Origin of the sequence: Plantactinospora sonchi, assembly GCF_036422035.1 — a bacterium.
In the GTDB taxonomy this organism is placed as follows: domain Bacteria; phylum Actinomycetota; class Actinomycetes; order Mycobacteriales; family Micromonosporaceae; genus Plantactinospora; species Plantactinospora sonchi.
Genome location: NZ_JAZGQK010000034.1, coordinates 95,492 through 118,326 on the forward strand (window position 1 = coordinate 95,492; position 22,835 = coordinate 118,326).

19 protein-coding genes are annotated in these 22,835 nt (G+C 72.4%); 6 read left to right on the plus strand and 13 right to left on the minus strand.

The features are described from left to right. Positions 1 to 238: 238 nt before the first annotated feature. The 7 genes from V1633_RS32015 to V1633_RS32045 all read right to left on the minus strand — a co-directional run bounded on the left by V1633_RS32015 (position 239) and on the right by V1633_RS32045 (position 9,916). A complete protein-coding gene (locus tag V1633_RS32015) occupies positions 239 to 3,268 on the minus strand; it encodes a DUF5682 family protein (RefSeq protein WP_331218054.1) in 3,030 nt (1,009 codons plus the stop codon). Continuing rightward, positions 3,265 to 4,380 (minus strand): ATP-binding protein, encoded by a 1,116-nt coding sequence (locus tag V1633_RS32020; protein ID WP_331218055.1) that lies wholly within the window; start codon positions 4,378 to 4,380, stop codon positions 3,265 to 3,267. Before V1633_RS32020 ends, V1633_RS32015 begins: the two co-directional genes overlap by 4 nt. 12 nt (positions 4,381 to 4,392) lie before the next feature. Then, the gene (locus V1633_RS32025) at positions 4,393 to 5,847 is read right to left on the minus strand and encodes a VWA domain-containing protein (protein WP_331218056.1); all 1,455 of its coding nucleotides are present in this window, start codon (positions 5,845 to 5,847) and stop codon (positions 4,393 to 4,395) included. Beyond that, positions 5,844 to 7,271, minus strand: coding sequence for a hypothetical protein (locus tag V1633_RS32030; protein ID WP_331218057.1), 1,428 nt, complete (start codon positions 7,269 to 7,271; stop codon positions 5,844 to 5,846). Before V1633_RS32030 ends, V1633_RS32025 begins: the two co-directional genes overlap by 4 nt. Beyond that, positions 7,271 to 7,777, minus strand: a complete 507-nt coding sequence (locus tag V1633_RS32035) for a hypothetical protein (protein ID WP_407952142.1) — start codon at positions 7,775 to 7,777, stop codon at positions 7,271 to 7,273. The genes V1633_RS32030 and V1633_RS32035 overlap by 1 nt, the downstream gene beginning before the upstream one ends. A gap of 331 nt (positions 7,778 to 8,108) precedes the next feature. Next, a complete protein-coding gene (locus V1633_RS32040) occupies positions 8,109 to 8,942 on the minus strand; it encodes an ABC transporter permease (protein WP_331218059.1) in 834 nt (277 codons plus the stop codon). Then, positions 8,939 to 9,916 carry an ATP-binding cassette domain-containing protein gene (locus tag V1633_RS32045; RefSeq protein WP_456238652.1) on the minus strand — a complete coding sequence of 326 codons (978 nt, stop codon included), beginning with the start codon at positions 9,914 to 9,916 and terminating at the stop codon, positions 8,939 to 8,941. Before V1633_RS32045 ends, V1633_RS32040 begins: the two co-directional genes overlap by 4 nt. Positions 9,917 to 10,033: 117 nt before the next feature. Between V1633_RS32045 and V1633_RS32050 the strand changes: the two genes are divergently transcribed. From V1633_RS32050 to V1633_RS32065, 4 genes are all read left to right on the plus strand, one after another. After that, positions 10,034 to 11,044, plus strand: coding sequence for a helix-turn-helix transcriptional regulator (locus V1633_RS32050; protein WP_331218061.1), 1,011 nt, complete (start codon positions 10,034 to 10,036; stop codon positions 11,042 to 11,044). A 78-nt stretch (positions 11,045 to 11,122) separates the two neighbouring features. Continuing rightward, a complete protein-coding gene (locus tag V1633_RS32055; RefSeq protein ID WP_331218062.1) occupies positions 11,123 to 11,623 on the plus strand; it encodes a (2Fe-2S)-binding protein in 501 nt (166 codons plus the stop codon). Further along, entirely contained in the window at positions 11,616 to 13,883 is a 2,268-nt protein-coding gene (locus V1633_RS32060) for a xanthine dehydrogenase family protein molybdopterin-binding subunit (RefSeq protein ID WP_331218063.1), read from the plus strand. The genes V1633_RS32055 and V1633_RS32060 overlap by 8 nt, the downstream gene beginning before the upstream one ends. A 159-nt stretch (positions 13,884 to 14,042) precedes the next feature. Then, the gene (locus V1633_RS32065) at positions 14,043 to 14,474 is read left to right on the plus strand and encodes a hypothetical protein (RefSeq protein ID WP_331218064.1); all 432 of its coding nucleotides are present in this window, start codon (positions 14,043 to 14,045) and stop codon (positions 14,472 to 14,474) included. Positions 14,475 to 14,567: 93 nt separating this feature from the next. On the opposite strand, the gene V1633_RS32070 is transcribed toward V1633_RS32065, so the two are convergent. Further along, positions 14,568 to 15,929: an MFS transporter gene (locus tag V1633_RS32070; RefSeq protein WP_331218065.1), complete on the minus strand. Its 1,362-nt coding sequence runs from the start codon at positions 15,927 to 15,929 to the stop codon at positions 14,568 to 14,570. 187 nt (positions 15,930 to 16,116) lie between these two features. Continuing rightward, positions 16,117 to 16,551: a protein-tyrosine phosphatase family protein gene (locus V1633_RS32075; protein WP_331218066.1), complete on the minus strand. Its 435-nt coding sequence runs from the start codon at positions 16,549 to 16,551 to the stop codon at positions 16,117 to 16,119. Between V1633_RS32075 and V1633_RS32080 the strand changes: the two genes are divergently transcribed. Beyond that, entirely contained in the window at positions 16,541 to 17,458 is a 918-nt protein-coding gene (locus V1633_RS32080) for a class I SAM-dependent methyltransferase (RefSeq protein WP_331218067.1), read from the plus strand. The genes V1633_RS32075 and V1633_RS32080 overlap by 11 nt on opposite strands. Before the next feature lie 213 nt (positions 17,459 to 17,671). Beyond that, the gene (locus tag V1633_RS32085; protein ID WP_331218068.1) at positions 17,672 to 18,727 is read left to right on the plus strand and encodes a hypothetical protein; all 1,056 of its coding nucleotides are present in this window, start codon (positions 17,672 to 17,674) and stop codon (positions 18,725 to 18,727) included. Between the two features lie 94 nt (positions 18,728 to 18,821). Here V1633_RS32085 and V1633_RS32090 read toward each other — a convergent pair whose 3' ends face one another. The 4 genes from V1633_RS32090 to V1633_RS32105 are packed head-to-tail and all read right to left on the minus strand — an operon-like array spanning position 18,822 to position 22,682. After that, positions 18,822 to 19,769 carry an ABC transporter substrate-binding protein gene (locus tag V1633_RS32090; RefSeq protein WP_331218069.1) on the minus strand — a complete coding sequence of 316 codons (948 nt, stop codon included), beginning with the start codon at positions 19,767 to 19,769 and terminating at the stop codon, positions 18,822 to 18,824. Continuing rightward, complete coding sequence (locus V1633_RS32095) at positions 19,715 to 20,566, minus strand: ABC transporter ATP-binding protein (protein WP_331218070.1); 852 nt, start codon at positions 20,564 to 20,566, stop codon at positions 19,715 to 19,717. Before V1633_RS32095 ends, V1633_RS32090 begins: the two co-directional genes overlap by 55 nt. Further along, positions 20,566 to 21,639 (minus strand): FecCD family ABC transporter permease, encoded by a 1,074-nt coding sequence (locus V1633_RS32100; RefSeq protein WP_331218071.1) that lies wholly within the window; start codon positions 21,637 to 21,639, stop codon positions 20,566 to 20,568. The genes V1633_RS32095 and V1633_RS32100 overlap by 1 nt, the downstream gene beginning before the upstream one ends. Continuing rightward, the gene (locus V1633_RS32105) at positions 21,636 to 22,682 is read right to left on the minus strand and encodes a FecCD family ABC transporter permease (protein ID WP_331218072.1); all 1,047 of its coding nucleotides are present in this window, start codon (positions 22,680 to 22,682) and stop codon (positions 21,636 to 21,638) included. Before V1633_RS32105 ends, V1633_RS32100 begins: the two co-directional genes overlap by 4 nt. Between the last annotated feature and the right edge of the window lie 153 nt (positions 22,683 to 22,835).

Here is a 22,835-nt window from a genome sequence, read left to right on the forward strand (position 1 = left end):
TGGTGAGTCACGACGATGTCATGCGGATCGTTCGCTTGTCGAGATCGACATACATGGCCGGCCGGTGTTGACCGGGTTGCCCCGGTCGACCGGGGATCGGCCCAGGTTGAGCCGGTTCCCGGTGGTCTGCGGCAGTGCCCTCCGGCGGCGACGGCGATCCCCGTTCGCCGCCGGAGGCACTGCCTCGGCGCGCTCCCCCCTCCGGATTCCGCCGGGTGTCCCGTCTCCACTCCCTGACCTATCGGCTGACCAGCACCGCCACCGCCTCCGTGGTGTCGGGATGCCGCCGGAGCAACGCGCCGGCCAGCGCGGCACCGGCACCGTCGTCCACCGCCCCGGAACCCCCGGCGGCACTCGACACCCCGTCGACCCGCGCCGGGTCGCCGTCCGACGGCCCGACCACACGCCAGCCGGCATCCGCGCAGCCGAGCAGGGACGCGACGGCGTCGCAGGTCACCGGATGATCGGCCAGCAGTGTGCGGAGGGGCGCAACCGGCGGCGGTACCGTCTCCGCCACTCCGATCGTCCCGGGCCCCGGGTCCGCCGCGCCCGACGCCCAGGGCGGTGACCAGGTGTCGAGAGCGGCAAGGGTGCCCGGGAACGTCCGGCCCGCCTCGCGTACCAACACCGGCACCAGGTCCGGGGCGTCCCTGCGCAACGTCGTGATCAGAGTCGGCAGCCAGGGCAGCAGCACCGGATCAGGCAGCCGGGCGAAGGCGTCGGAGATCGTCTCGACCACGAAGGTGGCCAGCGTCGGCACCGGTTCCAGCGCCTGCACGAATCCACTCAGGTACTGCGGGAACGCCGGGACGACCAGCGGGTTGGCGAGCAGCTCGGCGCACCTGGACCGCAGTTCGGCACGCGACAGCAGCCCGAGCTGGAACCGGGCTGCCCAGAGCAGTGCCACCTTGGCCGGCGTTTCGGGATGGGACTGTCGTACCGCCAGCTCCAGCTGCGCCCGGTCGCAGCCGAGCGCCAACGCCAGACTCTCCATCGTGAACAGGAACCCGAGCATCGCCGCCACCTGCCGGACCCCGCTCTCCTCCGCCACGAACGCGGTCGGCAGCAGCGTGCAGTAGTGCGCGTACCCGGCGGTCACGAACGTCTCACACCAGGCCGGCAACTCCGCCCCGCTGGCCCGGTGGTACGCGAGCAGCCGCCGGATCCGGCGGAGCACCTCCGGAGCGTCGTCGACGGTACGTTCGGCGGCCAGCAGCTCCACCGCCCGGGTACCGAGTTCGTCGACCAGCCGACGCCCGCCGAGGAACAGGATCGCGTCCTCGACCGCAGCCAGCGCGACCGCCGCCGTGGCGTCCGGCGCCCACACCGCACGACGCAGCCGCTGTTCCAGCACCTGCTCGACGGTGACTCCCTCGTACCCCAGCTCGATGATCGCGCGTTGGTCCCGGCCGAGCGCCAGATCCCAGCTCTCCTGGATCGACCGTTCGCCGAGCCGCCGCTCACCCATGATGGGCCGCACGACCCCGGGCGGCAGCAGCCGACGCAGCACCCACAACAAATCCGAGCAGGGCACCAGTTCGGGCTGCGCGGTCAGGTCGAGCAGCGTCCGCTGCACGGTGCGCTTGTCCAGGGCGACACCGAGCGGCGCGAGCCGGTCGAAGACGTCCCGGGCCAACGGCGGAAGGGCGTCGTAGCCGACCTGACCGATCCGGTCGCCGCCCAGCAGGATCTCGCAGAGCCGGCGTACGTCCCGCCGCCCCGGCACCACGTCCTTCTCGATACAGGTGACCGCGGCGTCGGCGAAGTCGTACGGCGTGGGCCGGGCCCGCCCCCGCATGCCGGCCAGCAGGATCGAGGTCTCGAAGACGGCGATCGCGTCGGCCGTGCTGGCCAGGTAGCCGTTGCGGCGGGCCAGCCGCACGATCTCGACACACCAGCCGAGCAGTTCCGCCTCGTCCAGACCGTCCAGGACCGGTGGCCGCGACAGGAACCCGGTCAGCCGGTCAGCCACCGGCGGCGCCGGCGCCGCCGACACCGGTCGCGGGGCGACCCTGGGTTTCGTCCGCTTCCGGCCCGCCTGCTGCCCCACCAACCGGTACGGCGTGACACCGCCCCGGGTCACCGCCTTGGCCCACGTCGCCTGGGCGATCGACACCGCACCGGAGGCGAGGCCGAACTGCGCCTCGATCGCCGAGTGGCTGGACGGGATCAGCCCGTACCGCCAGCGGGTCTCCGTCCTCGGGCTGATCTCCCAGTCCGGGGTGCCCGGCGCCGACCCGAACTCGGCCACCGGGCTGGCAGCGTGGAAGGCGCCGCAGACGTAGAGACAGCGCGACCGGTCGATCCCGGAGGCGGCGAGGTGCTGACGCACCCGGGTCCACATGTACCGCTCGCGATCGGCGTCCCGGTCGGTGTCGTCGCCGTCGGGTCGCAGCCGCCGGAACAGGCTGCCGACCATGACCATCACCTGCCGGTAGGTGTCGTAGTCGGCACCGGCCAGCGGCTGCTCGACGTACTGATCCCACCACTCCGACCAGTGCCGCACCTTGCCGTGGTGCAGCAGGTACGACCGCAGTTCGGCGAAGCGCGGCCGCAGGTCGCCGATACCGATGCCGACCGCCTCCCCGTGCAACGCCGCCGTCTCGCCCGGCGGGTCGGCGTCCTCGTCGGGCTCGCCGGACCCGGTGCCGTCACCGGACGGGGCGCCCGGCTCGGCGGGCTGCCACTGGAAGACGTGGTCCGCCGACCGGTCGACCAGGACGATCTCGACGCCCGGGGTGTCCAGCGCGTACGCGATCGCCTGGTACTCGGCCGACGCCTCGGTGATCGGCGCGACGACGCTGAGCGGGCCCCAGGCCGGCGGAAAGCCCTCGAGTTCGGAGGCGAACGCCTGCAACGCGACCGGAAGCCGGCAGTTGCGCAACTCGTCCAACAGCGGTCGGAGGTCCTCACACAACTCGAGATAGATCACCTCGGGTTGCTTCTCCCGCAGCCGCCGCGCCATCGCCAGCGCCGAGGCCGGCGAGTGGTGGCACACCGGGAAGACCTCCAGTTCCTCACCGAGCGCCCGGTCGACGTCGTCGACCATGCCGGTGAGGATGTCGGCGAACGTCCCCGGCCCGTCGGAGAACGCGGCGGCGGCGTCCCGCAACTGGTCACGCAGCGGCGTGAAGGTCAACCGGCCCGGGCCGAGGTCGCGGGTGGCACCGCCGTCGGTCGCCGGGACACCTGTCGACACGTCCGTGGCGACACCGTCGGTCGACACCCCGCCGCCGGTCGTGGTGCCCGTCATCGCGGTGTCGCTCATGACAGGGTCGCGATCGCCTGCCGGCCACCCTCGAGGAACTCCGGCCACGGGCCACCGTCGGACTTGCTGCGTGGTTCCACCACACCGTGCCAGTACTTGTTCAGGATCGCCAGGTCCTCCGGAGTGCGCCGGGCGAGCGAACCGACCAGCGAACCGGCCAGCGTCGCCGCCCGCAGCGTCCGGTCGCCGAAGAAGTGACTGTGCAGAATCGCGTCCTCCAGCACGCCGATCTGTTCGGCGGTGGAGAGCGCCGACTCCAACTTCTCGTCGTCGCTGCCCGCCGAGGCGGCCGCCGCCCGCAGGTCGGCGAAACTCTGCAACAGGATGTCCAACAGCGTGGGTGGGACGTCCAGTTCGATCCGGTGCCGGCGGAGCAGTTCCGTGGTCCGGAACCGGACGATCTCCGCCTCGCTGCGCCTGTTCGTCACCACCGGGATCCGGACGAAGTTGAAGCGCCGCTTCAGCGCCGAGGAGAGGTCGTTCACGCCCCGGTCCCGGCTGTTGGCGGTCGCGATGATCGAGAAACCGGGCTGGGCGAAGACGATGTTGTCGTCGTCGAGTTCCGGAATGGAGACGTACTTCTCGGAGAGGATCGAGATCAGCGCGTCCTGCACGTCGCTGGTCGAGCGGGTCAGCTCCTCGAACCGGCCGATCACGCCCCGTTCCATCGCCGTCATGATCGGCGACGGGATCATCGACTCCCGGGACTGGCCCCGGGCGATGACCATCGAGACGTTCCAGGAGTACTTGATGTGGTCCTCGGTGGTGCCGGCGGTGCCCTGGACCACCAGCGTCGAGTTACGGCAGATCGCGGCGGCGAGCAGCTCGGCGAGCCAGCTCTTGCCGGTGCCCGGGTCGCCGATCAGCAGCAGCCCACGGTCTGACGCGAGGGTCACGATGCTGCGCTCGACGAAGCTGCGGTCACCGAACCACTTCTGGGAGATCTGCCGGTCGAGCCCGTCGGCCCGTTCGGAGCCGAGCACGAACAACCGCACCATCCGCGGACTCAGCCGCCAGGAGAACGGCTTCGGCCCGTCGTCGACCGACTCCAGCCAGTCGAGTTCCTCGGCGTACTTCACCTCGGCGGGGGCACGCAGCATGTCGTTGGTCATCAGAAGGCTCTCCTAGCTGAGGAAACTCTTGAGTTCGAAGACGAGTTTGCGGATGTGGCCGGAGATCACCGGCGTACCCAGGTCCTTGAACCGCTGCCGGAACCACGGGTTCACACTCTGCTGGCCGCCGCTGCTCACCGAGCCGACCGGAATGACCCGGACCCCGGAACGGTGCGCGGCCTCCAGGCCGTCGAAGACACCCTGCGGGTTCGACTCGTAGTAGTCCGAGATCCAGACGATGACCGTGTTCTTCGGCTCCGCGACCTTCGGCCGGACCAGGTTCAGCGCCGCCGTGCCGTCCGTCCCGCCACCCAACCGGGTACGCAGCAGCACCTCGAACGGGTCGTGCACCCATGGGGTCAGGTCCAGCGCCCGGGTGTCGTACGCGACCAGGTGCACGTCGACCTTCGGCAGGCCGGCGAAGATCGAGGCGAGGATGGTGCAGTTCACCATCGCGTCGACCATCGACCCCGACTGGTCGACCACCACGATCAACCGGGCCGGTGTGGTACGCCGGGCGGTGTGCCGGTAGTAGAGCCGGTCCACGTAGAGCCGCTGGTCCTCCGGGCTCCAGTTGGTCAGGTTCTTCCAGATGGTGCGGTCGAGGTCGAGATTGCGGAACACCCGCTTCGGCGGCACCGAACGGTCGAGCGCGCCGACACTCGTCTTCTCGACCTGGGTACGCAGCACCTCGGCCACCTCGTCGACGAACCGCCGGATCAGCGCCTTGGCGTTGGCCAACGCCACCCCCGACAGGTTGGCCTTGTCCCGCAGCAACTGCTCGATCAGCGACATGCTCGGCGTCAGCTGCCGGGCCAGCGCCGGATCGGCGAGCACCTCGCGCAGCCGCATCCGCCCGACGAGGTCACCCTCCAGCCCGGCCAGCACACCACCCAGCTCACTCGCGGCGGGGCGGCCCCGCAGCTCCCCCGGCTCCATGCCGAGCGCCTGCTCGAACCAGCCGGCGTCGGCCTGCCAGCGGGCCAACTGGGTGGCGGTGACGTTGCCCGAGCCGGTCGCGAAGACGTTCAGCAGCAGTTTTGACACCAGGGCGGCTCGACGGACCTCCGTGCTGCCGACCCGCTCCACCGCCGCGACCTCGGCCGGCGGCGCCGAGCTCTCGTCGCCGGCCGACGTCACCATCAGCCCTCGAAACTCGTCGGCGAGCTCGGGAAAACGCTGCACGACGGTGTCCGCCGACACGGTCGGGTCGAGCAGCGCCGCCGGTAGACCCAGGTCGTCGACGATCGCCACGCTCGCGGACTCCAACCTCGGCTGCTCGTCCGGGTCGAAGAGGCGGGCGAGCAGCCGCCAGTAGAGCACCTGCCGGCGGTTGGCGTCGCCGCCCTGCCCGGCCACACCGTCGGAGCCGTTCCGACGCGTAACGTCGCCGCCGCCGCCGGTCGCGCGCCGGCCGCTGTGGTCCCCGGCGGTCCCGGCGCCGGTCTGATCGTTCCGCTCGCTCATCGCCGCAGCAACCTGCCGGCCCGCTCACGCAGCACGGCGACGGCGTCACCGGCCCTGGCCTCGGCCTTGGCCACCTTCGGGTCCGTGGGGCCGAGCGCCCAGTCCCCAGTGTGCGCCTGCGTGATCCCCCGCTTGCCACTGACCTGCACCGCGAACGGTTGCAGCAACCAGCGGCCGTCCTCCCAGCGGACCAGTCCGAGGCAGGCGGACGAGGCGCGCACCAGCTCCGGGGTGAGCGGACCACAGGTCGGCAGCCGGGCGACATCGAGCGGCAGCCCGGCGCCGCCCAGGTCGAGGACCAGTTCACCGTCGTCCCGCACGCTGATCTGATAACCCTCCAGCAGCACGGGTTCGGCGATCCGGACCGGATGCCGCTCCAGCGGCGGCACCGGCGGGGCCAGCGCCTCGGCGAGCCGCAGTCGCGCCGTCGCGAACGGATCGACGGGTTCGCCCGGACGGGCCTGCTCGTCCCGCCAGACCAGATCACCGCCGGGCAGCAGCGGCAGGTCCGTGACCTCCAGAACACGACGCTCGGCGAGCGCGCCGAGCAGCACGGGGCAGCTCCGCAGCAGCAACCGCCACACCGCCGGCCCGACGATCGTGTCCACCTTCGCGGCGGACACACTCGTCCGGACCAGTCGCGGCGGGTCCGCGCCGACCGGTTCGAACACACCGTGGACCTGCATCTGCACCGCCGTACCGTGTTCGTGCACGTCCACGCCGAGAACCAGGAGACGACCCGACACGGCGACGGCGGGCCCGCCGTCGGGGCGGCCGGCGGCGTGGGTGAGCAGCAGGGCGCGCGACCAGAGGTCCGCCCAGCGCCGCACCGGCACCCGGCCCGTCGTCCCCACCGGGCACGAGGCCCCCAGCTCGGCCGCCAGCCCGTCGAGCAGCACCGCGAGCCGGCGTAGGCCCGGCGCCTTCAGCAACGTCTCGACGGTCCGGGCCGCCAAGGCGACAACGTCGTGGTCCACCCCGTGCCACCCCGCGATGGCCAGCTCCCGCAGCCAGGCCCGGGAACCGGCGAGCAGGTTGTCCGGCACCGGCCCCGGCACCGATCCGTCCGGGGCGCCCGCAGCCGGTGCCCAACCGTCCCGCGACCGGCCGAGTGCACTGTCCAACCGGCTCGACAGCGCATCGTGGACCGCGCCGAGCAGGGCCGTCCGGGCGCCGGCCAGTCCGGTCAGGTGCTCGTCGGCGATCGAACCGGCGTTGACCTTCTCCACCGCCTCCCGGACCCGGTCGGCGAGCGGGGTCGACGCCACCGCGCCGGCCAGCGCGGACAGGGCCGTCCGCTGCTCCCCGGTCAGCCGGGCGAAGCCGGGCACAAGCGCGTCGTCGAACCCGGCCACCAGGTCGAGGGTTTCCGGAACACCGGGCTCGACACCGTCGAGCAGCGCGGCAAGGTGTGTCGCGTGCATCAGCGGGCCGCTCCCGTCGCCGGAAACCAGTGCAGCTCGGGGATGGGCTCGGTGCTCTCCGGCAGCTCCAGGTAGGCCAGGTGCCGCAGGAAACGGCTGAACACCACCGCCGCCGGCACCGACTCGTGACTGCCCCGCAGCCGGGCCACCAGCTCGGCCCCGGACGACACCCCGGTCCCCGGGTCGACCCGCAGGTAGCGGGTCACCCGGTCGAGGCCGTACTGCAGCACGGCCTCGTCGGCCAGCGCGTGCAGGTGCTTGCAGGGCGTACCGCGCAGCCCGCCGCAGGGCCGGTTGTTGTTGGTGCTGCAGTTGTAGGCGTGTGATCCGGCGGAGATCGACGAGACGTACACCCGCTCGACGTCCGACCCGCTCGACACGACGCCCTGCAGCCGTCCCTCCGCCAGTTCGACGAACGGCACCTTCGCCAGTTTGCGGGGCTGCACGGGCGGCAACACCCGCACCGCGCTCCGCCGTTCCCACCCGAGTCTGACCGCGTCCACGATCTCGTCCTCCCGTCCGATGCCGGGAGAACATAGAACGCGCGGACGACATTTTCGGGGCCACACCGCGCGTACCGGCGAACCGGTACCACCACCAGGGCACGCACCGGCGGCAGAGCTGATCGTCCACTTGCGCCGGTCCTGAGACAACCCGGGTACCGCAGGATCCGGCGGTGCCCGTCTGCCGTCGAGCCGCCCGTCGGTGGTGTTGGCCCGGGGCCGCCTGGCCACAGTCGGTTCGACGAGGTGCCGGGGTGGACCGCAGTGGTGCGTCCCACCCCGGCTACGGCATCCTAGGAAGATAGCCTGCGGGGCTGACCGGCTCCGAAGCCGGTCAGCCCGCGCTACGGGCCATCGTCCGTACCCCGACCGTCAGTCCGAGCACGGCGGTGACCAGGGCCGCGACCCATCCCCACAGGACGGTCGTGGACCCGAGCTGGCCGGCGAAGAGTGCGCGCTCCGCGTCGACCAGGTACGCGAGCGGATTGAACCGGGCCGCCGTCCGCATCCAGTCGGGACCGGTCTCCAGCGGCAGCAACATCCCGGACAGCAGCATGAGCGGGAAGATCAGGGTCTGCTGGACGCCCCAGAACATCCAGTCCTGCTTGCGTACCGCGATCGCCAACGCGTAACTGAGCGCACCGAGCCCGACCCCGAAGAGCGCGAGCAGGGCCAGCCCGACCAGGGCGCCCACCGGATACAGCCGGAAGCCGAACGGCAGCATCACCACAACGATGATCAGCGCCTGCCCGGCCAGCGGCACCATCTCCTTGAGCGCCCGCCCGATCAGCAACGACGACCGGGACAGCGGGGTGACCAACATTCTTTCGTGCGCACCGGTCTGGAACTCGAACAGCAGGTTGGCCCCGGTGGCCGAGGTGCCGAACAGCGCGGTCATGACCAGGATCGCCGGGACGAACCACTGCCAGACCCCGCCCTGCCCGAGGGCCACGCCGGCCTGGGCACCGAGCGAGCCGACCAGCAGCGGACCGAACAGGGCGAGGAAGACGATCGGCTGCACCATGCCGAAGATCACCGAGAACGGGTCGTGCAGCAACGGGCGCAACTCCCGGACCAGCACGATGCCGATGTCCCGGAGCGGACCGAGTCGGCCGGGGCGGACCGACACCGGAGCGGGCGACAGGTCGGAGACGCCAACCGTGGTCATGCGGCCACCTTCCGGTCCTGCGGGTCCGCGGCACCGCCGGGCTCCCCCTCGCGGAGGCTGCGGCCGGTGAGAGCGAGGAAAACGTCGTCCAGGGTCGGCTGGTGCAGCAACGCGGTGCCGACCCGTACGTCGGCCGCCACCGCGGCGCGCAGCAGCTCGGGGAGCGCGGCGGGCCCGTTCCCGACGTGTGCCGCCACCCGGCCACCGTCGACCACCACGTCCCGGGCGCCCGGCAGTCGTTCGAGAAGCCCGGCGAGCCGGGCGGCGTCCGCACCTTCGACGGTCAGCACGATCCGGTCACCCGCGAGTTTCGCCTTCAACGCGGCGGCCGAGTCGTCGGCGATGATCTCGCCGTGGTCGACGATGACGACCCGCTCCGCCATCGAGTCGGCCTCGTCCATGTAGTGCGTGGTCAGCACGATCGTCATGTCGGCGGCCGCGCGCATCCGCAGCACGTGGTCCCACAGGTTGGCCCGGTTCTGCGGATCCAGCCCGGTGGAGGGCTCGTCGAGGAAGAGCAGCGGAGGACGGTGCACGAGTCCCATCGCCACGTCCAGCCGACGCCGCTGGCCGCCGGAGAGGTCGGAGACCTTGCGGGTGGCGAGGTCGCCGAGGTCGAGCGCATCGAGCAGCTCGTCGGCCCGACGACGCGCGTCCCGACGGTCCAGGCCGTAGATCCGGCCCTGGGTGGTCAGCTCGTCACGGACCCGCTGGGCGTGGCCGGCGCCGTTGCCCTGGCCGACGTACCCGATCCGCCGGCGGACCTGGCCGGGCTCGCGTACCACGTCGTGTCCGGCGACCGTGGCGGTGCCGGAGGTCGGTGTGATCAGCGTCGTCAGCATCCGCATCGTGGTCGTCTTGCCGGCACCGTTCGGACCGAGTACGGCAACCAGCTCACCCGCATCGACGTGCAGGCCGATGCCCCGCACGGCGTGCACGGTCTGGCCGCGTCCCAGCACAAAATCCCTGGTCAAGGCGTGAGTGTGAATCATTCGTCCACCTCGCGCCGAACGTTTGTCCCTGAGGTCATGTCAACACGGTAGGGAGATCAGCGGTCACTTCCTGACCGGAATTCCGGGCAAGATGGCGGCATGGCGAACACCAGCTCGCGCACGCTGCAGCTGCTCTCCCTGCTGCAGACCCACCGCTACTGGCCGGGCGGCGAACTGGCGCACCGGCTCGGCGTCTCGGTCCGTACCCTGCGGCGCGACGTCGACCGACTCCGGGAGCTGGGCTATCCGGTACAGGCACACCGTGGCGTGGACGGCGGCTACCAGTTGTCCCCGGGCGCCGTGCTGCCGCCGCTGGTCGTCGACGACGAGGAGGCGGTCGCCCTCGCGGTCGGGTTGCAGGCCGCCGCCCAGGGCGCGGTGGCCGGGATCGCGGAGGCGTCGATCCGGGCGTTCGCCAAGGTGGTGCAGGTGATGCCGGCGCGACTGCGACACCGGGTCGACGCGCTGCGCGCGGTGACCGTACCGGCGGTCTGGGGCGGCGGCGGACCGACCGTCGAGGCGGCCGTCCTCACCACCGTCGCCCAGACCTGTCGGGACACCGAGCGGCTCCGGTTCGGCTACACCGCCCGGGGCGGTGAGCGGACCGATCGGTACGTGGAGCCGCACCGGCTGGTCTCGCTCGGCCGGCGCTGGTACCTGGTCGGCTACGACCTCGACCGGCAGGACTGGCGCAGCTTCCGACTCGACCGGCTCGCCGACCCGCGCGGCACCGGTGCCCGGTTCCGTCCCCGGGCGCTGCCGGCCGAGGACGCCGCCGCGTTCGTCCGGGCCGGCATCGAGAACATCCCGGGGCCGTACCAGGTCGAGGTGCTGGTGCACGCCCCGGCGGCCCGGGTCCGGACCGAGTTCGACCGGTGGGGCACCGTCGAGGAGGTCGATCCGGACCGGTGCCGACTGCGGATGTCCACCGACAACCTGGACTGGCCGGTCATGATGCTCGGTGCGCTGGGCGCGGAGTTCGAGGTCGTCTCCCCGCCCGCGCTCGCCAGCCAGATCCGGGAGTGGGCCGAACGCTTCCACCGCGCCACCGCAGTCGAGCATCCCGCTCCGGGCGACACCACTGGTCAGGATCCGACCGCGCCGGATTGACGAGTGGGACGACGGTACGCGACGCTTGACCCGACCAGTTGTGGATCATGCGTACGGCGGGCGCCGGGAACCGGGACGATGAGGCAGACCATCACGCTGACCGTCAACGGCGAGCGGCACCAGCTCGCCACTGATCCTGACGCCACCCTGCTGCACCTGCTCCGGGACGACCTCGGCCTGCGGGGCAGCCGGTTCGGCTGCGGCCTCGGCCAGTGCGGGGCGTGTGTCGTGCTGCTGGACGGCCGTCCGGTGTCCGCCTGCGACACGCCGGCCCGGTCGGCTGCCGACCGGACGGTGACCACCGTCGAGGGGCTCGCCGACGGCGACACACCACATCCGGTCCAGCGGGCGTTCCTGACGGAGCAGGCCGCGCAGTGCGGCTACTGCCTCTCCGGGATCCTGGTCCGGGCCGCCGCGCTGCTCGCCGAACATCCGCAGCCGGACGAGGCGACCGTGGCCGCCGCGCTCGACCGGCACCTCTGTCGCTGCGGAGCGCAGCCCCGGATGGTCCGGGCCGTCGTCCGCGCCGGCCGGGACATCGATCCGACCGGTCGACCGGACGGCGACACCGATGCCTGACCCGAAACGGGCCCACCACACGGCCGGGCCGGCGGCGCACCAGGCCGGAGCCGAGCCGGCGGGACACCAGGCCGGAGCCGAGCCGGCGGGACACCAGGCCGGAGCCGAGCCGGTGGACGACCGGACGGCGGTTCCGCCGTCCGCCGTACCGCTGCCACCCGGGCTGCTCGCCAATCCCCGGCTCGACCGCTGGGTGGAGATCCACCGGGACGGCGGCGTCACGCTGCGGATCGGCAAGGTCGAACTCGGGCAGGGCATCCTCACCGCGCTCGCCCAGATCGCCGCCGACGAGCTCGACGTCGACCTCGCCGCGGTCCGGGTGGCCGCGGCGAACACCGCCGACGGGCCGGACGAGGGGTTGACCGCGGGCAGCCGGTCGGTGGCCGACTCCGGTGCCGCCGTCGCCCAGGTCTGCGCCGAGGTCCGGGCCCGGTTCCTCGCCGAGGCCGTACGCGCGCTGGCGCTGGACCCGCAGACCGTCCGGGTGGCCGGCGGGGTGATCACCGACGCGGCCGGGGACCGGTGGACCAGCTACGCCGAACTGGCCGACCGGGTCAGCCTCGACCGGGACGCGAACGGTTCGGCCCGGCCGAAGGCGGTCGGCGCGGCGCGACTGGTCGGGACCAGCGTCCCCCGCCTGGACCTGCCCGACAAGGTCACCGGCCGTCCCCGGTTCATCCAGGACCTGGTCCTGCCGGACCAGCTCGTCGGCCGGGTGGTCCGACCGCCGTCACCGGGGGCGACCCTGAGCACCGTCGACACCGCTGCGGTCCGCGTACTGCCGGGTGTTGTCGCCGTCCTCCGGGACGGTGACTTCCTCGGTGTGGTCGCCGAGGACGAGCCGAGCGCCGAGCGGGCCGCCCGGGGGTTGACCGACGCCGCGCGCTGGCACGAGGAGCCGACCCTGCCGGACGAGGACGACCTGCCCCGTTTCCTGCGGAGCAGCCCGGTGGAGTCGTTCGTGGCGGCCGAGTCGACGCCGACCGCACCGGCCGACCGCGTCGTGCGGCGGCTCCGGGCCAGCTACAGCCGCCCGTACCTGGCGCACGCGTCGGTGGCACCGAGCTGCGGGGTGGCCCGCTGGGAGGAGGGGACGCTCCGGGTCTGGAGCCACAGTCAGGGCATCCACCGGCTCCGGGACGCCGTCGCGGCGGCGCTCGACCTCGATCCGGAGCGGATCGTCGTACAGCACGTGGAGAGCGCCGGGAGTTACGGGCACAACGCCGCCGACGACGCGGCTTTCGACGCGGTGCTGCTGGCCCGGGCCGTGCCGGGCCGACCGGTACGGGTGTGCTGGAGCCGACGGGACGAGCTGTCCTGGGCACCGTTCGGTCCGGCGATGGTGGCCGACGTCGAGGCCGGCGTGGACGCCGACGGGACGGTGGTCTCCTGGTCCTACGACGTGTGGAGCCAGGGACACGTGGCCCGTCCCGGTTACGCCGGCAGCCCGGGCCTGCTCGGTGCGGCGCACCGGGACCGGTCCCGACCGGTACCTCCGGCGGCCGACCCACCTCCGGAGGCAGGCGGCGGGATCACCCGCAACGCCCGACCCGGCTACACCTTCCCCGGCGTACGGGTACACGGCCACCGGGTGCTCCGGACGCCGCTGCGGTCGTCGTCGCTGCGCTCGTTGGGCGCGTTCACCAACGTCTTCGCGATCGAGTCCTTCATGGACGAACTCGCCCTGTCCGCCGGCGTGGACCCGGTGGAGTACCGGCTGGCCCAGCTCGCCGACCCCCGGGCCCGGGCGGTGGTGACCGCCGCCGCCCGCTCCGGCCGCTGGGCACGGCGCGGTACGGAGGAGGGCGTCGGATACGGCCTGGGTTTCGCCCGGTACAAGGACCGGGGCGCGTACTGTGCGGTGGTCGCGGAGGTGGTGGCCGTACACGAGGTCCGGATCCGACGGTTGGCGGTGGTCGTGGACGTGGGTCGGGTGGTCAACCCGGACGGTGTCCGCAACCAGATCGAGGGCGGAGCCGTCCAGGCGGCCAGCTGGACGCTGCGGGAACGGGTCCGGTTCGACCGTTGGCGGGTCACCAGCACCGACTGGGAGAGTTATCCGATCCTGCGCTTCACCGAGGTGCCCGAAGTGGACGTGGAACTGCTGGACCGACCCGACGAGCCCTCGGTCGGCGCCGGCGAGGCGGCCCAGGGTCCGACGGCGGCGGCCATCGCCAACGCGGTCGCCGACGCACTGTCGGTACGGGTCCGCGACCTGCCCATCACCACCGAGCGGATCCGGGCCGAACTCGAGGGTTGACAAGTCCCCCGGGCACCCGGCGGCGACCGCGTCGGTGGACGTCGAGGGGCCGCCGTCCGGTCCGGCACCCGGTCGGCGCCGTACAGGTCCGGCCGACACGCGTCTCGGCCTCGCACCAGGTGTGCGATCCGGACCGATCGACGTCGATAGGGTTCGGTCATGCCCGGCTCATCCGACGCTGACGACCCGACCGGCCTCAACGACGTGGAGCGCCGCCTGCGGGCCATACGCGACAATCCCGAGAAGTCGACGACCCTGCGCGCGCTGGCACAGTACCAACTCGAACGCATCGCGGCGCTTCGCGCCAGCGGAGGGCTGTCCGATGTGGAACAGGCACCGGCGGTGGCGGTGGAACGCCTGGGGCCGTTCCGGTTCTCCGCCATTCCCGGCACCACCATCGTCGGCATCGAGATCGACCGGGGTGGTTCGGTTCCGCTGGTCGCGGTCGTCTCCGCCGACGAGATCCGGCTGCTGATGCCGCTGTTCGAGCGGGTCCGGGCGCACCTCGACCGGGACGAGCCGATCCGGGTCGACGTCCGGGAGGCGTTCCTCGAACTGATCGGACACGACCCGTTCCGCGACCAGGTCTGACGGACGTCAGTCCCGGGAGGGATAGCCGACGTCGGACACGACCCGTTCCGCGACCAGGTCTGACCGACCCCAGCCCCGGGACGGGGAGGCGACTCAGGTGCGACCGACTGGGACGGCGGACCCGGCCAGGTCGTCCGGTCGCGGCTCCTCCGGTTCCGCCTGTTCCGCCGGAGGGTCGAGTGGGTGCGCCAACTCGTCGCGCGGCATCCGGGCCAGCACGATCGCCAGTACGGCGATGGCCGCGGGCAGCAGGCCGGCGATCGCGAACGTCGTACCGAGCCCGACGGCGGCGCTGACCGGACCGGCGATGGCCATCGAAAGCGGCATGAAGACGAGGGAGACGAAGAAGTCGAGGCTGGAGACCCGACCCAGCATGTGCGGCGGGACGCGTCGTTGCAGCAGGGTGCCCCAGATGACCATCGGCGCGGAGAAGCAGATCCCGACGAGGAAGACGCCGACGGCGATCAGCCAGATGTCGGTCGCGATGCCGACGAGCACCAGCGGCAGACAGCCGAACCCCCAGAACAGGTTCATGATGGTCAGGTAGCGCCGGGGCATCCGCAGCGAGGCCATCCCGAGCGAACCGATCGCGCCGCCGACCCCGAACGCCGCCATCACCAGGGCGTGGTCGCCGGGACCGCCACCGGCGCTGTCCTTGATCACGAACGGGATCAGCACCTCGATCGGGCCCATGATCAGCAGGATCAGCACGGAGGCGAAGAGCAGCGTGGCGAGCAACCACGGGGTGCGGGCCATGTAGACGAAGCCGTCCCGCAGGTCGACCAGGGTGGACCGGACCGGATGGGTCGGCGCTCCGACGCGGTCGTGCCGCAGCGGCATCGGCCGCATGGCGAGCAGGAACACGACCCCGGCCGCCTCCAGCACGGTCACCACGACCAGTGCGGCGGCCGGCGACGAGGCGGCGATCATCGCACTCGCCACCGCGGGACCGGCAGCCTGCATGATGGTCGGCCGCAGCATCCCCTCGACCCCGTTGGCGGCCATCAACTCCTCGGGGCGCAGGATCGACGGCAGCAGGGCCGAGTACGCCGGGTAGGTGAAGCCGTTTCCGACCCCGATCAGCAGCGCGACCGCCGCCAGGTGCCACAGGGTCAGCCAGTCCGCCACCGCCAGCAACGTGACCAGGCCGACGCCTCCGGTCCGGGTGGCGGCGACGGCGATCAGGATCTGACGCTGCGGGACCCGGTCCGCCAGCACCCCGCCGAGCAGCGTGCTGACGAGCATGCCGCCGGCCATCGAGGCGGAGACGAAGGAGAGTTCACCCGGCCCGCCGTCCATGGCGATGACCTGCCAGACGATGGCGATCATCCAGACGCCGGCGGCGAACAACGACATCGTCAACGAGCCGGCCAGCAGCCGGTACTGCCCGCTGCGGAACGGTCGGAGCGGGCCACGCAGCCAGCCGTCCGCGCGCTCCCCCGTGGTGCTGCCCATGTCCGTTCCCCTCAGCCCGCGACCGTGGCGATGATGTCATACGCCGGCGGCACGACAGGGGAATTCGCCGTCGCCACGGCACGGCTCCCGGTTCACCACAGGCGGACGAACCCACGTCGGCCACCTCGTCGACGTGATTGTGCCGGCCGGCACCGACATTTCCGCCCCGAGTCGGGCGGACGGCCGGTCAGCGAACCGTGAACCGGCTGACGTAACGCCGCTGCCAGGGCGTCTCCACCGCGTGCCGGTCGTAGTGCTGGCGGACGTACGCCACCGCGTCGCCGGGCGGCACACCGTCGAGGATCGCGATGCAGGCCAGTGCGGTGCCGGTCCGGCCGCGACCTCCGCCGCAGGCGATCTCGACCCGTTCCTCGGCTGACCGTTCCCAGCTCTCGCGCAGCAGTTCCACCGCCTGTGCCCGGTCGGCGGGCAGCCGGAAGTCGGGCCAGCGCAGCCACCGGCTCTCCCAGTCGGTCCGCGGAGGTGTCCGGCCGAGCAGGTAGAGACCGAAGGTCGGCAGTTGCCCGTCCGGGAGCGGCCGACGCAGACCCCGCCCCCGGACCAGCCGGCCGGAGGGCAGCCGCAGGACACCGAGGGCGTCCGGTTCCCAGGTGGCGGTCATCCGGGCATACTACGGTGCCGCGCCGTGGCGGCTGGACCAGCCGGACGGGCTGTGGCTGGATGGGGCGATGACCCACGGCTTCGACGACGTCACCCGGGAGCGGATGGCCCGGATCGCGGCGAACTGGGACGAACGCACCCCCATCCACGCCGCCAGCCGCTTCTACGACGTCGGCGGCCGCGACCCGGCGGACTGGTTCGCCGATCACGAGTGGGAGGACCTCGGCGACCTCGCCGGACGCGACGTACTCCACCTGCAGTGCCACCTCGGCACCGAGACCGCGGCCTTCGCCCGGCGCGGGGCCCGTACCGTCGGTCTCGACCTGTCCGGCGCGGCGGTCGACACGGCCCGGCGGATCGCCGCCGACGCCGGGCTGGAGATCGAGTACGTCCGGGCGAACGTCTACGACGCCCGGGCGGCCCTGGCCGGCCGGCGCTTCGACGTGGTCTACACCGGCAAGGGCGCCCTCTGTTACCTGCCCGACCTGGACCGCTGGGCCCAGGTGATCGCCGGCCTGCTCCGCCCCGGCGGCCGGGTGTACGTCGTCGAGTTCCATCCGGTGCTGACCTCGCTCGGCCTGGTCCCCGCCGGACCGGACGAGCGTGACCTGCTGCTGCGCAACGACTACCTCGGGGGCCGGGGTGCGATCGAACTCGACGCGACGTACACCTACACCGACGGGCCGGCGCTGCGGGAGGCGACCGTCAGTTACGAGTGGGCACACGGGCTCGGCGAGGTGGTCACCGCGCTGGCCGGTGCGGGGATCGGCGTCCGGCGGCTCCGGGAGAGCGACGAGATCCCGTGGCCCCGCTGGCCGCAGATGACCCGGACGGAGCGGGGCTGGTGGCGGCTGCCGGAGAGCGCGCCCCGGATCCCGCTCCTCTACGCCGTGCTCGGCACCCGGTGACCGAGCCGTCATCGGTGGCCGAGCGTCAGCCGGTGACCGAGCCGTCCGCCGACGCCCGGAGGGTCGGGGCCCACGCCGCCCGGCGACACCCGGGCCACCGGTGACCGAGCCGTCGACCGGCATCCACGTACGTGTCGTCCCCCGGACACGCGGCGTACGAGGTGGATCACGTAGATTTCCGGCCGTCTATCCATTTCGGACGTGGGAGCACACATGCCCGACAACAAGCGGACCGCCGGGAGAACCCTGGCGACGGTCCTGACGGCGGCACTGGTGACCCTGGGGATCAGCGTGCCCACCCCGGCGGGCGCGGCGGTCAGCCGGGCCCAACTGGCCCTGCGCTGGGCACCGATCCACTACCAGGACGTCGACGCCACCGGGGCACACGCCCTCGGCGGCCGATCCGACTACCTCACCAAGGTCGACTTCGACGGTGACCTGAACGGCCGGAACAACTGGGACAACGCCGCCCGCAGCGACGTCTCGTTCGCCGCGCACGCCTACTACTCGGTGCTGGAGACCAGCACCCACTGGTACATCACGTACCTGTTCTTCCACCCCCGGGACTGGATCGACCACCCGTTCTTCGAGACCGAGCACGAGAACGACGGCGAGGGCCTGATGCTCGCCATCGAGCGGGACGGTTCCGAGTACGGCACACTGCGGGGCGCGGTCACCGTGGCGCACAGCGACTTCTACTCGTACGTCCCCGGTGGCAGCAGCTGGTCCAGCGGGCGGGAGAACCTCGACGGCACGCTGGAGATGCACGGTTCACCGCACGACGCCTTCCTGCACCCGGTCACCGCGCAGGAGCGGGGCGGCCACGGACTCAAGGCGTACCCGCAGTACAACATCGACGGCGACGGCATCGTGTACTACCCGTCGACGGTCGCCGAGACGCCGAGCGGCGGCAACGACCGGGACGTGCGGTACGCGCTGGTCGACATGTTCGCCAGTGGCGGCCTGTGGGCGCAGCGGGACAACCCGAGCCTCTTCGCGGGGCTCGGCACCTTCGCCGGCGACAACTCCGGCGACTGCGGCGTCGGCACCTACGCCTGCTCGTCCAACTCAGCGAACGCGCCGTGGGGTTGGGACGACGGTAACGACCTGCCCGGCCGGGGTGAGATCGCCACCGACCCGGCGAAGCTCTCCGCCGAGTACTTCTCCGTGCCCGGCAACCTGTCCCGGGCGTACACCTACAACCCGTACGCGAACGAGGCGGCGGCGTTGAGGGAGGCGGCCCGGACGGCACCGCCGGTCGTCGACTGAGCCCACCGAGCACAGGACCACGACGACGGCCCGGTCTCCCCACCTGAGTTCCGGCGGGGAGACCGGGCCGTCGTACGGTTCGCGCCGCCGCGGATCAGGCCGCGGTCACGTACTTCTCGAGGTCGTCGAGGATCTTCCCGGCGGCGGTGACACCGATGCCGAGCATCCAGGTCTCGTCGGCGACCGGGTACGCCCTGCCGGCCTTGACCGCCGAGAGGTTCTTCCACAGGCTGCCGCCGGTCACCTTGCTCTGCTCCGCCTCGGCCTTGGCGCCGAACGCGGTCACGAAGATGATGTCGCCGTCCACCTCGGAGATCCGCTCCGGGCTGACCGCGTCGAACCGCTTGTCCTCCTTGTTCGCCAGCAGCTGCCGCTCCGGCCGGCCCAGCCCGACGTCACCGAGCACGATGCCGCAGAACGACTCCGGGCCGTACACCCGGATCTCGGTCGGCCGGAACCGGACCACGGAGATCTTCCGCTGCCCCGGGTTGCCGAGCTTGGTGCCGAGGTCCTTGGCCCGCTTCTCGTACCCGGCGAGCAGGTCCTTCGCCTCCGGTGCCTTGCCGAGCGCGTCCCCGTCGAGCAGGAAGTTCTCCTTCCAGGTGATGCCGACCCGCTCGGTGAAGACCGTCGGCGCGATGGCCGAGAGCTCGTCGTAGAACTTCTCCTGGCGAAACTTGCTGCCCAGGATCAGGTCCGGGTGCAGGGCGCTGATCGCCTCCAGGTCAGGCTCGGTGAGCAGGCCGACCGGCTTGATCGTGGCGATCTTGTCGGCCCCGAAGTAGGTGGGGAACGCCTCGCTGTCGCTGGCCTTCGCCGCACCGACCGGGGTCACGCCGAGGGACAGCGCCGTGTCGATCTTGTCGGTGTCCAGCACCACCACCCGCTCCGGATGCGCCGGCACCTGCGTGGTGCCCATCGCGTGGGTGATGGTCCGGGTCTCACCTCCGGCGGCTCCCCCGCTGACCGGGTCGCTGCTGCAACCGGTCAGGCCGGCACCGAGGGCGGCGACGGCGACAAGGGTGATGACTCTGCGGCGCATGGGGAACCTTTCATGAGGGAGGGTGTGCGCAGTGTCGGGACGACCAGCGGCGCCCCGGTCACCGGGCAGGGCACGACCACACAGTCGAGCCCGAAGACGTCGTGGACCAGGTCCACGGTGAGGATCTCGCGGGGCGGCCCGGCGGCGACCACCGTGCCGGACCGCATCGCGATCAGGTGGTCCGCGTACCGGGCCGCCTGGTTGAGGTCGTGCAGGACGGCGACCACCGTCCGGCCGCGCTCCACCCGCAGCCGGTGCAGCAGGTCGAGGACCTCCACCTGGTGGGCCAGGTCGAGGAAGGTGGTCGGCTCGTCGAGCAGCAGCGCCTCGGTGTCCTGGGCCAGCGTCATCGCGATCCAGACCCGCTGCCGCTGCCCGCCGGAGAGGGTGTCCACGGCCCGGTCGGCCAACGACTCGACGTCGGCCAGCACCATCGCCTCACGGACCGCCGCCTCGTCGGTGTCCGACCACTGCCGCCACCACCGCTGGTACGGCTGCCGGCCCCGACCGACCAGGTCGGCGACGGTGACGCCCTCGGGCACGAGCGGGCTCTGCGGCAACACGCCGAGCCGGCGGGCCACCGCCCGGGTCGGCAGGTCCCGGATCGCCTCGCCGTCCAGCAGCACGGTGCCCCGGCGCGGGGTGAGCAACCGGGCCATGGTCCGCAGCAGGGTCGACTTGCCGCAGGCGTTCGGCCCGACGATGACGGTGAACGCGTCGGCGGGAAGGTCCACGTCGAGTCCGTCGATGACCGTTCGGTCGTCGTACCCGGCGGCGAGATCACGGGTGGAGAGCATCAGGAGACCTTCCGTCGACCACGCAGCAGCAGGTAGATCAGGTAGGGCCCGCCGAGCGCGGCGGTCAGCACACCGGCGGGGAGCTGGGTCGGGGCGAAGAGCCGGCGCCCGGCCAGGTCGGCGAGGACCACCAGGAGTGCGCCGACCAGCGCGGCGCAGAGCAGCGGCGGCCGTTCCGCCCGGACCAGCCGTCGGGCCACCTGCGGGGCGACCAGCGCGACGAAGTCCACCGCGCCGACCTGGGCGGTGACCATCGCGGCGGCGAGCACCCCGGTGGTGGCCAACCCCACCCGCCGGGCCACCGGACGCAGCCCGACTCCCCGGGCGGTGTCGTCGTCGAGCGCGCTGCCGTTCAGTGCCCAACCGGCCCAGAGCAGCACCGGCAGCAGCACCAGCAGGGTCAGCCCCAGGTACGCCGCCTCCCGCCAGCCCTTGCCGGCCAGGGTGCCGACCAGCCAGAGCTGGGCCCGGATCCCGTCGACCGGATCGGCGGAGAGCATCACCACCTCGGTCAGCGCCCGCAGCGCCACCGCGACCGCCACCCCGGCCAGCACGAAGCGGTGCGCCGCCAAGCCGTGTCGCATGCCCAGCAGCAACACCACGACCGCGGCCGCCAGTCCGCCGGCGAGGGCGGCCGGGGCGATCAGCGAGGCGGCGGCACCACCGGTCAACGCCACCGTGGCGGCGAGCCCGGCGCCCTGGGTGATCCCGACGACGTCCGGACTGGCCAGCGGGTTACGGGCGACGGTCTGGATCAGCGTGCCGGCGATGCCGAAGACCGCACCGACCGCCGCCGCGAGCACCACCCGGGGCAGCCGCAGATCGAGGACGACCAGGTCGTACGGGGTGCCGGCGCCGGTGAGCGACCGGAGTACGTCACCCGGGGCGACGTACGGGGTGCCGAGCGAGAGGCTGAGCACCCCGACGGCGGCGAGCAGCACGACCAGGATCCCGCCGACCACGATCGGCCGGTGTCGGACGACCAGCCGGACAGGACCGAGCCGGACCAGCGTCCGCCCGACGGGCAGCGCGCTACCCGGACCGGCGGTCAGGGAGCCGCCCTGGGCGCTCACGCGGTCACGACCTTGGCGCGGCGGACCAGGACGACCAGCAGCGGTGCGCCGAGCAGCGCGGTGACGATCCCGGCCGGCACCTCCCCGGGCGGTACGACCAACCGGCCGACGATGTCGGCGGCGAGCAGGAGTATCGGACCGAGCAGCGCGGACACCGCCAGGGTCCACCGGTGGTCGGCGCCGACCAGGGCCCGGGCCAGGTGCGGTACGGCGAGTCCGATGAAGGCGATCGGCCCGGCGGCCGCGACGGCCGCGCCGATCAGCAGGACCGCGCCCACGCCACCGGCGAGCCGGACCAGCCCCACCCGGTGACCGAGTCCCCGGGCCACGTCGTCGCCGAGCGCGAGCGCGTCCAGGCCCCGGGCGGCGAACGCGGCGAGCAGCACGCCGACGAGGACAAACGGTGCGACCTGGGCGGCGACCGCGGCGTCCCGGCCGGTCAGCCCGCCGACCACCCAGAACCGGTAGTCCTCGAAGGTCCGGGCGTCGACGGTGAGCAGGGCGATCGCGATCGCGCCGAGGCTGGCGTCGAGCGCGACGCCGACCAGGGCCAGGGTCACCGGACTGGCGCCCTCCCGGGCCCGGTTGGCGATGCCGAAGACGAGCAGGCCGGCGAGCAGGGCGCCGACGACCCCGAACCAGACGTAGCCGGCGAGGGTGCCGACGCCGAAGACCGAGATCGCGACCACCACGCCCAGTGACGCCCCGGCGCTGACGCCGAGGATCCGCGGCTCGGCGAGCGGGTTGCGGGTCAGTGCCTGCAGCAGTACCCCGGCGAGGGCGAGCGCGGGCCCGACGGTGAGGCCGAGCAGCGTACGCGGCACCCGCAGTTCCCGGACGATGATGCTGGCCTCGCCGCCGTCCGGCGCGACCAGGGCGTGCCACACCTGGCCGGGGCTCAGTGGTCGACTACCGAGCGCGAGACTCGCCAGTACCACCACCAGCAGCAGCACGGCCGCGGCGGAGGTGACCACGACGCGGCGGCCGCCCCTGCGGCCGGACCGGGTCCCGGGCTCGGTCGCCCGGTCCGCAACGATCGTCACGACGTTTCCTCGTACCCCTCGAATTAGGTTCGGCTAACCTTACGATCTCCAGGTCGTCGGCCCCTATCCGGCATGACTCATCTCACCGCCGCATCCCGTCGCGACCACCCGAAACGCGGTACGGCAGGCGACCGTCGCCGGCCGCTCGACCCT

Bases quoted from the DNA above. Each gene is read 5' to 3' on its own strand.
- V1633_RS32095 (WP_331218070.1), bottom strand. From the start codon at position 20,566: ATGCTCTCCACCCGTGATCTCGCCGCCGGGTACGACGACCGAACGGTC.
- V1633_RS32055 (WP_331218062.1), top strand. From the start codon at position 11,123: ATGAGGCAGACCATCACGCTGACCGTCAACGGCGAGCGGCACCAGCTC.
- V1633_RS32060 (WP_331218063.1), top strand. From the start codon at position 11,616: ATGCCTGACCCGAAACGGGCCCACCACACGGCCGGGCCGGCGGCGCAC.
- V1633_RS32090 (WP_331218069.1), bottom strand. From the start codon at position 19,769: ATGCGCCGCAGAGTCATCACCCTTGTCGCCGTCGCCGCCCTCGGTGCC.
- V1633_RS32030 (WP_331218057.1), bottom strand. From the start codon at position 7,271: ATGCACGCGACACACCTTGCCGCGCTGCTCGACGGTGTCGAGCCCGGT.
- V1633_RS32015 (WP_331218054.1), bottom strand. From the start codon at position 3,268: ATGAGCGACACCGCGATGACGGGCACCACGACCGGCGGCGGGGTGTCG.
- V1633_RS32050 (WP_331218061.1), top strand. From the start codon at position 10,034: ATGGCGAACACCAGCTCGCGCACGCTGCAGCTGCTCTCCCTGCTGCAG.
- V1633_RS32040 (WP_331218059.1), bottom strand. From the start codon at position 8,942: ATGACCACGGTTGGCGTCTCCGACCTGTCGCCCGCTCCGGTGTCGGTC.
- V1633_RS32025 (WP_331218056.1), bottom strand. From the start codon at position 5,847: ATGAGCGAGCGGAACGATCAGACCGGCGCCGGGACCGCCGGGGACCAC.
- V1633_RS32075 (WP_331218066.1), bottom strand. From the start codon at position 16,551: ATGACCGCCACCTGGGAACCGGACGCCCTCGGTGTCCTGCGGCTGCCC.
- V1633_RS32070 (WP_331218065.1), bottom strand. From the start codon at position 15,929: ATGGGCAGCACCACGGGGGAGCGCGCGGACGGCTGGCTGCGTGGCCCG.
- V1633_RS32065 (WP_331218064.1), top strand. From the start codon at position 14,043: ATGCCCGGCTCATCCGACGCTGACGACCCGACCGGCCTCAACGACGTG.
- V1633_RS32020 (WP_331218055.1), bottom strand. From the start codon at position 4,380: ATGACCAACGACATGCTGCGTGCCCCCGCCGAGGTGAAGTACGCCGAG.
- V1633_RS32085 (WP_331218068.1), top strand. From the start codon at position 17,672: ATGCCCGACAACAAGCGGACCGCCGGGAGAACCCTGGCGACGGTCCTG.